At 55.5% G+C, this 14,508-nt stretch carries 17 protein-coding genes; 9 read left to right on the top strand and 8 right to left on the bottom strand.

Features of this window, described 5'->3' with window-relative positions; all coding sequences use genetic code 11:
• The first annotated feature begins 19 nt into the window (after positions 1–19).
• Genes EOS98_RS02960 through dolP form a run of 4 tightly spaced genes read left to right on the top strand, consistent with a single transcriptional unit; the run spans position 20 to position 3,612 of the window.
• A complete protein-coding gene (locus tag EOS98_RS02960; protein ID WP_126523810.1) occupies positions 20–2,062 on the top strand; it encodes a penicillin-binding protein activator in 2,043 nt (680 codons plus the stop codon).
• Positions 2,020–2,415 carry a YraN family protein gene (locus tag EOS98_RS02955; RefSeq protein ID WP_000057285.1) on the top strand — a complete coding sequence of 132 codons (396 nt, stop codon included), beginning with the start codon at positions 2,020–2,022 and terminating at the stop codon, positions 2,413–2,415. The genes EOS98_RS02960 and EOS98_RS02955 overlap by 43 nt, the downstream gene beginning before the upstream one ends.
• A gap of 21 nt (positions 2,416–2,436) precedes the next feature.
• Positions 2,437–3,027 (top strand): DnaA initiator-associating protein DiaA, encoded by a 591-nt coding sequence (gene diaA, locus EOS98_RS02950; RefSeq protein ID WP_000893481.1) that lies wholly within the window; start codon positions 2,437–2,439, stop codon positions 3,025–3,027.
• Positions 3,028–3,036: 9 nt separating this feature from the next.
• On the top strand, positions 3,037–3,612 hold the full coding sequence (gene dolP, locus EOS98_RS02945; RefSeq protein ID WP_000643280.1) for a division/outer membrane stress-associated lipid-binding lipoprotein: 576 nt from the start codon (positions 3,037–3,039) through the stop codon (positions 3,610–3,612).
• A gap of 66 nt (positions 3,613–3,678) precedes the next feature.
• Here the strand turns inward: dolP and EOS98_RS02940 are convergent, their stop codons facing one another.
• Positions 3,679–4,314, bottom strand: a complete 636-nt coding sequence (locus EOS98_RS02940) for an NAD(P)H-binding protein (RefSeq protein WP_001517952.1) — start codon at positions 4,312–4,314, stop codon at positions 3,679–3,681.
• A gap of 130 nt (positions 4,315–4,444) precedes the next feature.
• Here EOS98_RS02940 and yhbO point away from each other — a divergent pair, with 130 nt between their 5' ends.
• On the top strand, positions 4,445–4,963 hold the full coding sequence (yhbO, locus tag EOS98_RS02935; RefSeq protein WP_127821139.1) for a protein/nucleic acid deglycase: 519 nt from the start codon (positions 4,445–4,447) through the stop codon (positions 4,961–4,963).
• On the opposite strand, the gene EOS98_RS02930 is transcribed toward yhbO, so the two are convergent.
• Complete coding sequence (locus tag EOS98_RS02930) at positions 4,943–5,386, bottom strand: YhbP family protein (protein WP_001608176.1); 444 nt, start codon at positions 5,384–5,386, stop codon at positions 4,943–4,945. The genes yhbO and EOS98_RS02930 overlap by 21 nt on opposite strands.
• A 37-nt stretch (positions 5,387–5,423) precedes the next feature.
• Between EOS98_RS02930 and EOS98_RS02925 the strand changes: the two genes are divergently transcribed.
• On the top strand, positions 5,424–5,741 hold the full coding sequence (locus tag EOS98_RS02925) for a GIY-YIG nuclease family protein (RefSeq protein ID WP_000928379.1): 318 nt from the start codon (positions 5,424–5,426) through the stop codon (positions 5,739–5,741).
• On the opposite strand, the gene EOS98_RS02920 is transcribed toward EOS98_RS02925, so the two are convergent.
• Both EOS98_RS02920 and ubiT read right to left on the bottom strand, forming a co-directional pair.
• Positions 5,728–6,231, bottom strand: a complete 504-nt coding sequence (locus EOS98_RS02920) for a GNAT family N-acetyltransferase (RefSeq protein WP_000908562.1) — start codon at positions 6,229–6,231, stop codon at positions 5,728–5,730. The two genes, EOS98_RS02925 and EOS98_RS02920, sit on opposite strands and share 14 nt — an antisense overlap.
• Positions 6,225–6,749 carry a ubiquinone anaerobic biosynthesis accessory factor UbiT gene (gene ubiT, locus EOS98_RS02915; protein WP_000884721.1) on the bottom strand — a complete coding sequence of 175 codons (525 nt, stop codon included), beginning with the start codon at positions 6,747–6,749 and terminating at the stop codon, positions 6,225–6,227. Before ubiT ends, EOS98_RS02920 begins: the two co-directional genes overlap by 7 nt.
• Positions 6,750–6,965: 216 nt before the next feature.
• On the opposite strand from ubiT, the gene ubiU reads away from it, so the two are divergent.
• The 3 genes from ubiU (at position 6,966) to EOS98_RS02900 (ending at position 10,033) form a co-directional block, all read left to right on the top strand.
• Complete coding sequence (gene ubiU / locus EOS98_RS02910; protein ID WP_000421309.1) at positions 6,966–7,961, top strand: ubiquinone anaerobic biosynthesis protein UbiU; 996 nt, start codon at positions 6,966–6,968, stop codon at positions 7,959–7,961.
• Positions 7,962–7,969: 8 nt separating this feature from the next.
• Positions 7,970–8,848, top strand: coding sequence for a U32 family peptidase (locus EOS98_RS02905; RefSeq protein WP_000877713.1), 879 nt, complete (start codon positions 7,970–7,972; stop codon positions 8,846–8,848).
• Positions 8,849–9,025: 177 nt separating this feature from the next.
• Positions 9,026–10,033, top strand: coding sequence for a luciferase-like monooxygenase (locus EOS98_RS02900; RefSeq protein ID WP_023241655.1), 1,008 nt, complete (start codon positions 9,026–9,028; stop codon positions 10,031–10,033).
• Between the two features lie 90 nt (positions 10,034–10,123).
• Here the strand turns inward: EOS98_RS02900 and mtr are convergent, their stop codons facing one another.
• From mtr to nlpI, 4 genes are all read right to left on the bottom strand, one after another.
• The gene (mtr, locus tag EOS98_RS02895) at positions 10,124–11,368 is read right to left on the bottom strand and encodes a tryptophan permease (RefSeq protein WP_023254747.1); all 1,245 of its coding nucleotides are present in this window, start codon (positions 11,366–11,368) and stop codon (positions 10,124–10,126) included.
• 153 nt (positions 11,369–11,521) lie between these two features.
• A complete protein-coding gene (gene deaD / locus EOS98_RS02890) occupies positions 11,522–13,411 on the bottom strand; it encodes an ATP-dependent RNA helicase DeaD (protein WP_000807248.1) in 1,890 nt (629 codons plus the stop codon).
• Entirely contained in the window at positions 13,404–13,484 is an 81-nt protein-coding gene (yrbN, locus tag EOS98_RS02885; protein ID WP_010723222.1) for a protein YrbN, read from the bottom strand. The genes deaD and yrbN overlap by 8 nt, the downstream gene beginning before the upstream one ends.
• A gap of 105 nt (positions 13,485–13,589) precedes the next feature.
• The gene (gene nlpI / locus EOS98_RS02880) at positions 13,590–14,474 is read right to left on the bottom strand and encodes a lipoprotein NlpI (RefSeq protein ID WP_000802069.1); all 885 of its coding nucleotides are present in this window, start codon (positions 14,472–14,474) and stop codon (positions 13,590–13,592) included.
• Positions 14,475–14,508 lie beyond the last annotated feature (34 nt).

Below are 14,508 nucleotides of genomic sequence, written 5' to 3'. Positions count from 1 at the left end.
AAATATCACTGGATACAGTATGGTACCCTCAACATTTTCTCGTTTGAACGCCGCACGCGCGCTGCCTGTCGTCCTGGCTGCGCTACTTTTCGCCGGGTGCGGCACCCAGGCGCCAGATCAAAGCGCAGCCTATATGCAGGGTTCAGCGCAAGCTGACTCCGCCTTTTACCTGCATCAGATGCAGCAAAGCGCAGATGATAGCAAGACCAACTGGCAATTACTCGCCATTCATGCACTGCTGAAAGAAGGAAAAAGCCAGCAGGCCGTCGACCTGTTCAACCAACTCCCGCAAAATCTGAACGATACCCAGCGTCGCGAACAGTCTTTATTAGCGGTAGAAATCAAACTGGCGCAAAAAGATGTCGCAGGCGCGCAGGCCTTGCTGGATAAACTAAAACCCGCCGACTTTGCGCCAAATCAGCAAGCGCGTTACTGGCAGGCGCAGATCGTTGCCAGCCAGGGACGCCCGTCGCTTACCCTGTTGCGGGCGTTAATCGCCCAGGAACCGCTACTGGCGGCGAAAGATAAACAAAAAAATATCGACGCCACCTGGCAGGCGCTCTCCGCCATGACGCCGGATCAGGCCAGGACGCTGGTTATCAACGCCGATGAAAATGTGCTTCAGGGCTGGCTGGATCTGCAACGCGTCTGGTTTGACAACCGCAACGATCCAGACATGCTGAAAGCCGGGATCGCCGACTGGCAAAAACGCTACCCGCAAAATCCGGGGGCGAAAATGCTGCCGACGCAGCTCGTCAATGTACAACGTTTTAAACCAGCTTCCACCAGCAAAATCGCTCTGCTGCTGCCGCTGAACGGTCAGGCTGCCGTGTTTGGCCGTACCATCCAGCAAGGTTTCGAAGCCGCGAAAAACCTCGGCACCCAGGCGGTGGAGACGCAGCCTGCCGCCGCGCCTGACGCGCCGGTCGAACCTGGCGTGGAGGAGACGCAGCCACAAATGACCAACGGCGTCGCCAGTCCGTCGCAGGCCTCGGTGAGCGATCTGACTGATGACGCTCCATCCCAGTCCGCTACGCCAGTCAGCGCGCCACAAACTCCCCCTGCTACAACAAGCGCGCCGGCGGATCCCTCCGCTGAATTAAAAATCTACGATACCTCTTCCCAGCCGTTGGATCAGGTGCTTGCTCAGGTTCAGCAAGACGGCGCCAGTATCGTGGTCGGGCCGCTGTTGAAAAACAATGTGGAAGCGCTGATGAAAAGCAACACGCCGCTCAACGTGCTGGCGCTCAACCAGCCGGAAACGGTACGTAGCTTCCCTAATATCTGCTATTTCGCGCTCTCTCCAGAAGATGAAGCCCGTGACGCGGCGCATCATATTTATGACCAGGGCAAGCAGTCGCCGCTGCTGTTGATCCCACGCAGCGCGCTTGGCGATCGCGTGGCGAACGCCTTCACCCAGGAGTGGCAAAAACTGGGCGGCGGCATCGTGTTACAGCAAAAATTCGGCTCCGTAGCCGAGCTGAAAATGGGCGTGAACGGCGGCGCGGGTATCGCGTTGACGGGCAGCCCGGTCGCCGCCAGCGTGCCTGCGCAGCCTGGCGTCACCATTGGCGGTCTGACCATCCCTGCGCCGCCGACCGACGCGCAAATCACCGGCGGCGGACGCGTAGACGCGGTCTATATTCTGGCTACGCCGGAAGAGATTGGCTTTATCAAACCGATGATCGCCATGCGTAACGGCACTCAGAGCGGCGCGACGCTGTATGCCAGCTCCCGCAGCGCGCAAGGCACCTCCGGCCCTGACTTCCGTCTGGAAATGGAGGGTTTACAATACAGTGAAATTCCTATGCTGGCAGGCGGCAATATGCCGTTGATGCAGCAGGCGCTGAGCGCTGTACATAACGACTATTCTCTGGCGCGGATGTACGCCATGGGCGTGGATGCCTGGACGCTGGCGAACCACTTTTCGCAGATGCGTCAGGTGCAGGGATTTGAGATCAATGGCAATACCGGCGCATTAACCGCCAGCCCGGATTGTGTGATTAACAGGAAGTTATCATGGCTCAAATACCAGCAAGGGGAGATTGTTCCCGCCAGCTAACGCGTAAACAGGCTGGCGACGCGTGGGAAGCTGCCGCGCGTCGCTGGCTGGAAAGCAAAGGACTGCGGTTTATCGCCGCCAACGTGCGCGAGCGCGGCGGCGAAATCGATCTGATCATGCGCGACGGAAAAACGACGGTTTTTGTTGAGGTCCGCTATCGGCGCTCCGGGCTTTATGGCGGCGCGGCGGCCAGTGTGACCCGCAGCAAGCAACACAAATTATTACATACTGCCCGCTTGTGGCTCGCCCGCCAGAATGGGAGTTTTGATACTGTGGATTGTCGGTTCGATGTGTTAGCCTTCACCGGAAATGAGATTGAGTGGTTTCGGGATGCGTTTAACGACCACTCATAATTGAAGATTTTAAGGATTAGCGTGCTCGAAAGAATCAAAGTTTGCTTTACAGAAAGCATTCAAACTCAAATTGCTGCGGCGGAAGCGCTTCCGGATGCCATTTCCCGCGCCGCCATGACGCTGGTTCATTCCCTGCTTAACGGCAACAAAATCCTCTGTTGTGGAAACGGGACGTCCGCGGCCAACGCACAGCATTTTGCTGCCAGCATGATTAACCGCTTTGAAACGGAGCGACCCAGTTTACCCGCCATTGCACTAAATACCGATAATGTGGTCTTAACTGCGATCGCTAACGATCGCCTGCACGATGAAGTTTATGCAAAACAAGTCCGGGCGCTGGGACATGCAGGCGATGTTTTATTGGCGATCTCTACGCGTGGTAATAGTCGCGATATCGTAAAAGCCGTTGAAGCAGCCGTCACACGTGACATGACCATTGTGGCGCTAACCGGGTATGACGGGGGTGAGCTGGCCGGACTATTAGGGCCGCAGGATGTCGAAATTCGTATCCCTTCACACCACAGCGCGCGCATTCAGGAAATGCATATGCTGACGGTAAACTGCCTGTGCGATTTGATCGATAACACGCTTTTTCCTCACCAGGATGATTAAGGAGTACACATGAAGGCATTTTCGCCGCTCGCAGTCCTTATTTCTGCGTTGCTATTGCAAGGTTGCGTCGCCGCCGCGGTAGTGGGTACGGCAGCCGTCGGCACCAAAGCCGCAACCGACCCGCGTAGCGTGGGCACCCAGGTGGATGACGGAACGCTGGAACTGCGTGTCAGCAGCGCGCTGTCGAAAGATGAGCAAATCAAAAAAGAGACGCGCATCAATGTCACGGCTTATCAGGGCAAAGTTTTGTTAGTGGGCCAGTCGCCAAACAGCGAACTCTCCGCACGCGCTAAACAGATAGCGATGGGCGTTGAAGGCACCACCGAGGTCTATAACGAGATTCGCCAGGGTCAGCCTATCGGCCTGGGGACCGCCTCTAACGATACCTGGATCACCACGAAAGTTCGCTCACAGCTACTGACCAGCGATCAGGTAAAATCGTCAAATGTGAAAGTCACCACCGAGAATGGCGAAGTGTTCCTGCTGGGCCTGGTGACTGAACGTGAAGGTAAAGCGGCAGCAGACATCGCCAGCCGGGTGAGCGGCGTGAAACGCGTGACCACCGCCTTTACGTATATTAAGTAACCGGTGTGCCGGGTGGCGATAAAAATGTGTAAACCGCGTCGCCATCCGGTAAATCATCCGGCTTCGCTACCCCGCTTTTTCCCGCAGTTGCGATGAGGTCAGAATCGTCACGCCTTCTTGTGCTGGCGCCAGCGCTTCCGCCAGCATGGCCCGCGCCACATCCCGCGCATCAATCGATTTCCAGTTTCCTGGCAACAGCCGGAATAGCGGAGCGAAAAGCGTTTCATTCACCCGCCGCGTTGTTCTGTCGCCGAGCAGCATAGAAGGCCGGGCAATCGTCAAACGAGGCCAATTTTGCGCGATTAACGCCTCCTCCATTTCTCCTTTCACCCGATTGTAGAAAAACGGAGAGTGCGCGTTTGCTCCCATTGCGCTGACCACCAACATGTGCTGCGCGCCCAGTCGACGCCCGGTCAGCGCGGTATCAACCACCAACGTATAATCCGCATGAATAAACGCCGCTTTACTTCCCGCTTCACGCCGGGTCGTGCCCAGGCAGCAAAAAACAATATCTACCGGGTCGGTCACCTGAGCTAACGCGTCGGTAAGCTGCGGATCGTGAGGGTTATAAACGCCGACAATATCCGTCAGCGGGCGACGCGTCGGCGCGGCGATAGCGCTCACCTGCGGCGTGTTGATTAACATTCTCAGCAGATGTCCGCCGACCAGTCCGGTCGCGCCGGTAATCAGTACCTGACTCATCCTCGCTCCTTTACAGATTTGTCCACCTTGCACTCTCGGCCCTATCGACCAGGCTTAATAGTCTACGAGGTAAGTATCCATCATTGTGGAAAATTTGCCTTACCCGACGCCACCACTGCGGAGGAAACGCATGAGTAAGAAAATTGCCGTTTTGATTACCGATGAATTTGAAGATTCAGAATTTACCTCGCCGACAGCAGAATTCCGTCAGGCCGGCCATGAGGTCATCACCATCGAAAAAGAGGCGGGAAAAACGGTGAAAGGAAAAAAAGGCGAGGCCAGCGTCACCATTGATAAGGCTATTGATGACGTTCGTCCCGACGAGTTCGACGCCTTGCTATTGCCGGGAGGTCATTCGCCGGACTACCTGCGCGGCGACAGCCGTTTCGTGGATTTTACCCGCGATTTCGTTAACAGCGGTAAACCGGTTTTTGCCATTTGCCACGGCCCGCAGTTGTTGATCAGCGCCGATGTCATTCGTGGCCGCAAACTCACGGCGGTGAAACCGATTATTATCGATGTGAAGAACGCGGGCGCGGAATTTTACGATCAGGAAGTCGTCGTCGATAAAGATCAGCTGGTGACCAGCCGCACGCCTGACGACCTGCCGGCATTTAACCGCGAGGCGCTACGCCTGCTGGGCGCGTGAGTCGCGTAACCAGTGCAGTTTTTTACCAAACCCCAGCGTGTTGTCGGTGAATTTAATTTCATCCAGCCGGATTTCCCATACCGGCGCTGGCAGCACCCTGGCGACCGGGAAGCGACGAAGGTAAGCTTTACGCGCGGCGTCGCTCTCCTCCCCCTCCAGACGGCGAATTTCCCCTTTAAACTGCACGCCGCGAATGCGCGCCACCGTTTTCGGCTGACCATTGACCGTTCCCGCAACTGGCGCGCACGCGCCGGACATTTGCGCATGGCGGGTTTTATCATCCGTTAACAGATACAGCGCGACGTTTTGCGCATCGAACAAATAAAACGCATTGGCGCACCACAGCTCTCCCTCATGGTGTACGCACCAGGTCACCACGTGTTGTTTCGCCAGCCAACGGCCAATAGCGGTAAGTGTGTCCATCTTTATTCTCGCTTATACTGGGAACCTGAAAATTATCATGCTGATGGCGACAATGACACCCTGGTATCTGTATCTGATTCGTACCGCAGACAATGCGCTTTACACCGGAATAACCACCGATGTGGCGCGTCGTTACAGGCAGCATCAAACGGGAAAAGGCGCAAAAGCATTACGGGGAAAAGGCGAGTTAACGCTGGCGTTTGCGGCGCAGGTCGGCGATCGCTCGCTGGCCCTGCGCATAGAGTATCGCATCAAACAGCTCACAAAGCGCCAGAAGGAGCGCCTTGTGACGGAACGCGAAGCGTTTGAGGCGCTGCTGTCCAGCCTGCAAACGCCGGTGCTTAAAAACGATTGAAGTGGTCGTGATACTCCACCAGCCCCGTCACGCCTTCCAGCGCATCCTCAGCCAAACGGTGTACCTGGAAAGCGCTTTCCGTACCGGGCCAACGGCAGTGAAGATCGTAATGCGCGGCCAGTTCAAAACCGAAGCGGCTATATAACGCCGGGTCGCCCAGCGTCACGACCGCCGCGTAGCCGAACTCGTTGAGCGAATCCAGCCCTTCATACACTAACTGGCGCGCCAGCCCTTGCCCGCGATACTTTTCATCGACCGCCAGCGGCGCCATGCCGACCCACTGTAAATCTTCGCCCTGCACATCAACCGGGCTAAAGGCGACATAGCCCACCACCTGGCCTTCATCATCCGTGGCCACCAGTCCGAGCGTCAGAAAACCATCTTCACGCAAATCGTGAACCAGCTTCGCTTCCGCATCGCTTTCGAATGAACGGCGTAACAGCGCATCAATACCAGGCGCATCAATGGGAATTTCTACTCGAATTAGCATGGTTCACCTACCGAGGTCTGTTTGGTTTCCGGCGAGTTTTTCATACCCGCCTCAACAAAATCCGCCAGTTGCAGCAGCATAACGCGTAACGCTTTCGGCATCTGCTCCAGTTCGATGGCGTCCATCAGATTCTTCACATACAACCCTAACTCAGTATCGCCTTCAATGACCAGTCGACGCTGGAAAAAGAGCGTATCCGGATCCTGTTTACGGGCGGCGATCATTAGCAGATCGCTGGCGTCGGCGCTAAAACTGACGTCGGCATCCGCCTGCTGGCTAACGATCAGCTTTTCATTTTCAACTGTGGTATACCATTTTAAGTCGATGTCACGAACATGAATGCTTAACCAACGACCTTCGAGGAATTCCAGCTCTCCATCGGCCAGCGCCTGACGAAACTGCCAGCTCAGAACCTGTTCCAGAACCTGGCGCTTTAGCGCAAAGGGCGTCAGTTTAACCGGTACACTCATCAGAGACGGGCCAGCATGGACTAAGCGTGAACGCAGTTTATCTAACACGAGCTTTACTCCCTGTTTCAATAGTCCTGTTATTTTGCCATATCCAATAAATCACATGGCGGCGTAAATCAACAATTGGGTCTGATTTTCTACCCCATTATTGGTGTTACCAATACGCCTTTAACTGCCTTAAATCAAAAATTGTCGCAGCAAGGTTAACTAAAATCCCTGTTCGTTAACAATTTTGCGTCTCAGACGTAACCCTCAGGATAAATTATGGAGCTGCTCTGCCCTGCCGGAAATCTCCCGGCGCTGAAGGCGGCCATCGAAAACGGCGCTGACGCCGTTTATATCGGGTTAAAAGACGATACCAATGCCCGTCATTTTGCCGGCCTTAACTTTACCGAAAAAAAATTGCAGGAAGCGGTGAGTTTTGTTCACCAGCATCGCCGCAAATTACACATCGCCATTAATACTTTTGCGCATCCGGACGGCTATGCCCGCTGGCAGCGCGCCGTGGATATGGCGGCGCAGCTTGGCGCCGACGCACTGATTCTTGCCGACCTCGCTATGCTGGAATATGCCGCAGAGCGTTACCCACATATTGAGCGCCATGTTTCCGTTCAGGCCTCGGCAACCAACGAAGAGGCGATTCGCTTTTATCACCGCAACTTTGATGTCCACCGCGTAGTACTGCCGCGTGTACTGTCGATTCACCAGGTAAAACAACTGGCCCGCGTCACGCCGGTGCCGCTGGAGGTATTCGCGTTTGGCAGCCTGTGCATTATGGCGGAAGGTCGCTGCTATCTTTCTTCTTACCTGACGGGGGAGTCGCCCAATACCGTCGGCGCCTGCTCTCCCGCCCGCTTTGTCCGTTGGCAGCAAACGCCGCAGGGGCTGGAATCGCGCCTGAATGATGTCCTGATTGACCGTTACCAGGATGGCGAAAACGCGGGCTACCCAACGCTGTGCAAAGGCCGCTATTTAGTGGACGGCGAGCGCTATCACGCGCTGGAGGAGCCAACCAGCCTGAACACGCTGGAACTGCTGCCGGAGCTCATGGCGGCGAACATCGCTTCGGTGAAGATCGAAGGCCGCCAGCGCAGCCCGGCCTATGTCAGCCAGGTGGCGAAAGTGTGGCGCCAGGCGATCGATCGCTGCAAAGCCGCCCCGCAAAACTTCGTTCCACAGCGCGACTGGATGGAGACGCTCGGCGCGATGTCCGAAGGCACTCAAACCACGCTTGGCGCATATCACCGTAAATGGCAGTGAGAGGAGCTATGAAATATTCCTTAGGACCGGTGCTTTATTACTGGCCGAAAGAGACGCTGGAAGATTTTTATCAGCAGGCCGCAAAAAGCAGCGCTGATGTCATTTATCTGGGTGAAGCGGTGTGCAGCAAGCGTCGCGCGACCAAAGTCGGCGACTGGCTGGAAATGGCGAAATCCCTCGCCGCCAGCGGTAAGCAGGTGGCGCTCTCCACCCTGGCGCTGGTACAGGCGTCATCTGAATTAAGCGAGCTGAAACGCTATGTGGACAACGGCGATTTTCTGCTGGAAGCCAGCGATCTTGGCGTGGTGAATCTGTGCGCCGAGCGCAAACTGCCGTTTGTCGCCGGCCATGCGCTGAATTGCTACAACGCGGTCACGCTGCGCCGGTTGCTGAAAGAAGGCATGGTACGCTGGTGTATGCCGGTGGAGCTGTCCCGCGACTGGCTGGTGAATTTGCTTAATCAGTGCGACGAACTGGGCATCCGCAATCAGTTTGAAGTGGAAGTGTTGAGCTACGGCCATCTGCCGCTGGCCTACTCCGCTCGCTGCTTTACCGCCCGTTCGGAAGACCGCCCGAAAGATGAGTGCGAAACCTGCTGTATCAAGTATCCAAACGGTCGTGACGTGTTCTCGCAAGAGAATCAGCAGGTGTTTGTGCTTAACGGTATTCAGACCATGAGCGGCTATGTCTATAACCTTGGCAACGAACTGACGTCGATGCAGGGATTGGTCGATATCGTGCGGCTGTCGCCGTTGGGGACGGAGACATTTGCCATGCTTGATGCCTTTCGCGCTAACGAAAACGGCGGCGCGCCATTACCGCTTGCCGCGCATAGCGACTGTAACGGCTACTGGAAGCGGCTGGCCGGGCTGGAGCTACAGGCCTAGCCGGATGGCGGCATCAATACCTTATCCGGCCTACAAATAGCGCTCCCGTAGGCCCGATAAGCGCAGCGCCATCGGGTATTGTTTTTGCCGTCAGTCTCATAAAGCTCACTTTGTTAACAACATTCGCTAATCTTTAATGCAGTATTAAAAGATTAACCGGTAACAAAGTGAGCCGTTATGACTGACAAAACTATTCCGTTCTCGGTGCTGGATCTGGCGCCGATCCCTGAAGGAGCTTCGGCAAAAGAAGCCTTCACGCACTCGCTTGATCTCGCACGGCTGGCTGAAAAGCGCGGTTATCACCGCTACTGGCTGGCAGAACATCACAACATGACCGGTATCGCCAGCGCGGCGACCTCGGTATTGATTGGTTATCTGGCGGCCAATACCACAACATTACATCTTGGCTCCGGCGGCGTGATGCTGCCTAACCATTCACCGCTGGTGATTGCCGAGCAGTTCGGCACGCTGAATACGCTCTACCCGGGACGTATCGACTTAGGGTTAGGACGCGCACCGGGTAGCGATCAGCCGACGATGCGCGCGCTGCGTCGCCATATGAGCGGCGATATCGATAACTTTCCACGCGATGTCGCAGAGCTGGTGGACTGGTTCGACGCTCGCGACCCTAATCCGCATGTGCGCCCGGTGCCCGGCTACGGCGAGAAGATCCCGGTCTGGCTGTTGGGCTCCAGCCTGTATAGCGCACAACTGGCGGCCCAGCTTGGCCTGCCGTTCGCCTTTGCTTCGCATTTCGCGCCGGATATGTTGTTCCAGGCGCTGCATCTGTACCGTACCCAGTTCAAACCTTCAGCGCGGCTGGAAAAACCGTACGCGATGGTGTGTATCAATATTATCGCCGCCGACAGCAACCGCGACGCCGAATTCCTGTTTACCTCCATGCAGCAGGCTTTCGTGAAGCTACGCCGTGGGGAAACCGGCCAACTGCCGCCGCCGATTGAGAATATGGAGACCTTCTGGTCGCCATCCGAGCAGTATGGCGTGCAGCAGGCGCTGAGTATGTCGCTGGTCGGTGATAAAGCGAAAGTCCGCCACGGGCTGGAATCCATCCTGCGGGAAACCCAGGCGGATGAAATTATGGTCAACGGGCAGATTTTCGACCACCAGGCACGCCTGCATTCGTTTGATTTGGCGATGGATGTGAAGCAGGAATTGTTGGGGTAGCGCATTGTTTTGCCCGGTGGCGCTTCGCTTACCGGGCCTACAGCATCAAGTAGGCCGGATAAGGTGCAACCGCCATCCGGCACAATAACGTTACTGGTACACCGGCAGCAAATTAAAGCTCGACAGAATATGGATAACCGCGTTGCCGACACCGAAGACCAGAATCAGGGCAATCATCGGTTTACCGCCCCAGACGCGGAATTTCGGGCTGCCGAAACGTTCGCGAGATTTGCGCGCCAACAGCGCAGGCACAATGGCCGCCCAGATAGTTGCAGCTAAACCTGCATAGCCAATGGCGTACAGAAAACCGTTCGGGTACAGCAGGCCACCGACAATCGGCGGTACGAAGGTCAGCAGCGCCGTTTTAAAACGCCCCATTGCCGAGTCATCAAAACCAAACAGATCCGCCAGATAGTCAAACAGCCCCAGCGTGACGCCGAGGAAGGAACTGGCGACAGCAAAGTTAGAGAACACCACCAGCAGCAGATCCAGGCTGCGGCTGTTCAGCACGCCGCTCAACGCCTGTACCAGCACATCAATATTGCCGCCTTTCTGCGCAATGCCGATAAATTCCGGACGCGGGATGTTGCCCATCGTCCCCAGCAGCCAGACGGAATAGAGCGCTAGCGCCAGTAACGTCCCATAAATCAGGCATTTGACGATGGTGCGCGGATCTTTGCCGTAATATTTCATCAGGCTCGGTACGTTACCGTGATAACCAAAAGAGGCCAGACAAAATGGCAGCGTCATCAGCAGGTACGGCGTATATGACGCGTGGCTTTCAGCCACGTTAAACAACGTGGCAGGCTGAACGTGCCCTAACAGGCTGCCGAAGGTCAGGAAGAAAGTAATCACTTTCGCGCCCAGCACAATCGCCGTCATCCGGCTGACCGCCTTCGTACTCAGCCACACGACAAACGCCACCAGCAGCGCAAAGGCAAAACCTGCCGCTCGCGCCGGAACGTTCAGCGACATCTCAGCAAAGGTATGATGCAGAATTGAGCCGCTCGCCGAGATATAGGCGTAAGTCAGGATGTAGAGCACAAAGGCAATAGAAATGCCGTTGACCACGTTCCAGCCTTTCCCCAACAGATCTTTGGTGATGGTGTCGAAACTCGAACCTATGCGGTAGTTAAGGTTGGCTTCGAGAATCATCAGCCCGGAGTGCAGCATACAAAACCAGGTAAAGACCAGCGCCGCCATCGACCAGAAGAACCACGCCCCGGACATGACCACCGGCAGGGAGAACATCCCCGCGCCAATGATGGTGCCGCCGATAATCACCACGCCGCCAAGCAGCGAAGGTGACGTTTGGGTGGTGGTAAGTGTTGCCATTCAGCTCTCTCTCCAGTCATTTATAATGTGACTATCTCTCAATACGTTGCACTGTACCAGTACACGAGTACAAAAGAAATAAAAAAAGCCCCGATTGTGACGATCGGGGCTGTATATTTTACTTTACGCTGTGAATGCGCAGGTCAGCGTGAGTTACGCATCACCGCCGAAACGACGGCGACCGGTAGAGTCATCACGACGCGGACCACGGCTTTCACGACGCTCGCCGCTGAAGCGACGACCATCACCACGACCACCTTCACGACGTTCGCCGCTGAAATTACGACCGCCTTCACGACGTTCGCCACTGAAGCTACGACCACCGCCGCGACGTTCGCCGCCCGCGTGCGGAACCGCATCACCCAACAGCTGCATATTCATCGGCTTGTTCAGGATGCGGGTACGCGTGAAGTGCTGGAGCACTTCGCCCGGCATACCTTTCGGCAGCTCGATGGTGGAGTGAGACGCGAACAGCTTAATGTTACCAATGTAACGGCTGCTGATGTCGCCTTCGTTAGCGATAGCGCCCACGATATGACGAACTTCAACGCCGTCATCACGGCCCACTTCAATGCGGTATAACTGCATATCGCCAACGTCACGACGTTCACGACGCGGACGTTCTTCACGGTCGCCACGCGGGCCACGGTCATTACGATCGCGCGGACCACGGTCGTCACGGTCACGGAATTCACGCTTAGGACGCATCGGCGCATCCGGCGGCAGAATCAGCGGACGCTCGCCCTGCGCCATTTTCAGCAGTGCGGCAGCCAGCGTTTCGAGATCCAGCTCTTCGCCTTCGGCAGACGGCTGGATTTTCGCCAGCAGCGCACGGTACTGATCCAGATCGCTGCTTTCCAGTTGCTGCTGAACTTTCGCGGCGAATTTTTCCAGACGGCGTTTACCCAGCAGTTCTGCGTTCGGCAGTTCCACTTCCGGAATGGTCAGCTTCATGGTGCGTTCGATGTTGCGCAGCAGACGACGCTCGCGGTTCTCAACGAACAGCAGCGCGCGACCGGCGCGACCCGCACGGCCGGTACGACCGATACGGTGAACGTAGGACTCGGAATCCATCGGGATATCGTAGTTCACCACCAGGCTGATACGTTCAACGTCCAGACCACGTGCCGCAACGTCGGTAGCGATCAGGATGTCCAGACGACCATCTTTCAGGCGTTCCAGAGTCTGCTCACGCAGCGCCTGGTTCATATCGCCATTCAACGCGGCGCTGTTGTAGCCGCTACGTTCCAGCGCTTCTGCTACTTCCAGGGTCGCGTTTTTGGTACGTACGAAGATAATCGCCGCATCAAAGTCTTCCGCTTCCAGGAAACGCACCAGCGCTTCGTTTTTACGCATACCCCAGACAGTCCAGTAGCTCTGGCTGATGTCAGGACGGGTAGTCACGCTGGACTGAATGCGCACTTCCTGCGGCTCTTTCATAAAGCGGCGGGTAATGCGACGAATCGCTTCCGGCATGGTGGCGGAGAACAGAGCGGTCTGATGACCTTCCGGGATCTGCGCCATAATAGTTTCAACGTCTTCGATGAAGCCCATACGCAGCATTTCGTCGGCTTCATCCAGCACCAGACCACTCAGTTTAGAGAGGTCGAGGGTGCCGCGTTTTAAGTGATCAAGCAGACGTCCCGGCGTACCGACAACGATCTGCGGCCCCTGACGCAGGGCGCGTAACTGCACGTCATAACGCTGACCGCCGTACAGGGCAACCACGTTTACGCCGCGCATGTGTTTAGAGAAATCCGTCATGGCTTCGGCCACCTGTACCGCCAGTTCGCGGGTTGGCGCCAGCACCAGAATCTGAGGTGCCTTCAGCTCAGGATCAAGATTGTTGAGCAGCGGTAAAGAGAACGCTGCGGTTTTGCCGCTACCGGTCTGGGCCATGCCCAGCACGTCGCGACCGCCCAGCAGATGCGGAATGCACTCTGCCTGGATTGGAGATGGTTTTTCGTAACCCAGATCGGTAAGGGCTTCAAGGATAGGAGCCTTCAGCCCCAGATCTGCAAAAGTGGTTTCGAATTCAGCCATGTAGTACGTGTGCCTCAAAATTAATGGCGGCCAGTCTACATAACTCATCATGAAATTGATCTGCAATTTTCATTGAAAAGTGTGAACCGGCTCAAAGTAGGTGTATTAACGAACAACAACGCCCTCACCCGCGAAGGTGATGGCAATCAAAAAGATTACGGGCTGATATGTTCGTCAGCTATTGCTGGTCCGATTCTGCCAGGTCATCTTGGTCCTGGCCCAGGAGCGATAATTCCAACAATGCGTATCGGTGCTCAACAAAGTTATGAACGTTGTTGGCCACCGCCAGTTTGAACAGAGCCGTGGCGCTGTCCAAATCCCCCAGACTTAGGTAATACTTACCTAAATAGAAGTTGGTTTCACTGAGATGCTCAGCGAGCGAGGTGTTATCCGTTGCGTCCGCCTTGAGCCTTTCCATCAGCGTTGCTTCGCTAATGTCGCCCAGGTAGAACTCGACAATGTTCCATCCCCATTGCTCTTTATCCGATTTTTCGAAACGTGCTTTTAACGCTTCTTTCGCCTGCTTCTCATTAAGCTTCTGCTCAACAAGATACAGCCACAGGCTGCGGTAAGGATCATTGGGATCGTCTTGATAAAACGCCAGCAGATCATCTTGCGCTAACTTATCACGGCCGCCGTAATACAATGCGATACCGCGGTTTAAGTGCGCGTAGTTGTAAGTTGGATCAAGCTCTAGTACAGAATCAAACGCTTCATAGGCAGCATCAAAATTGCCTGCCTGCGTTAAATAAATGCCTAAGTAATTGAATACTTCAGGCATATCCGGTCTGATTGCCAGCGCTTGTGAAAAATCATTTCGCGCTAATGCCCTCAAACCAAGACTATCATACAACACTCCGCGCTCATATAAAAGCTGTGCGCGTTCGTCATCGGTTAAAGCCCGACTGGCAAGAATCTGTTCCATACGCGCCAGAATCACTTCCTGCTGTAAAGTCGGTTGCAATGGTACTGCGAGGACTTCACTTTTACGCCAGGCGGAATTACTGCATCCTGCAAGCGTAAGTGCTGTCGCAACGAAACACCAGCGCAAAAAAGGCTTCATTTCCCACTCCCGAAGACAACGATTGAATGAACGT

Origin of the sequence: Salmonella sp. SSDFZ69 (assembly GCF_004010755.1) — a bacterium.
GTDB classification, from domain to species: domain Bacteria; phylum Pseudomonadota; class Gammaproteobacteria; order Enterobacterales; family Enterobacteriaceae; genus Salmonella; species Salmonella enterica.
Note: the sequence above shows the minus strand (reverse complement) of the source record. Positions and strands in the feature narration are given on the sequence as shown.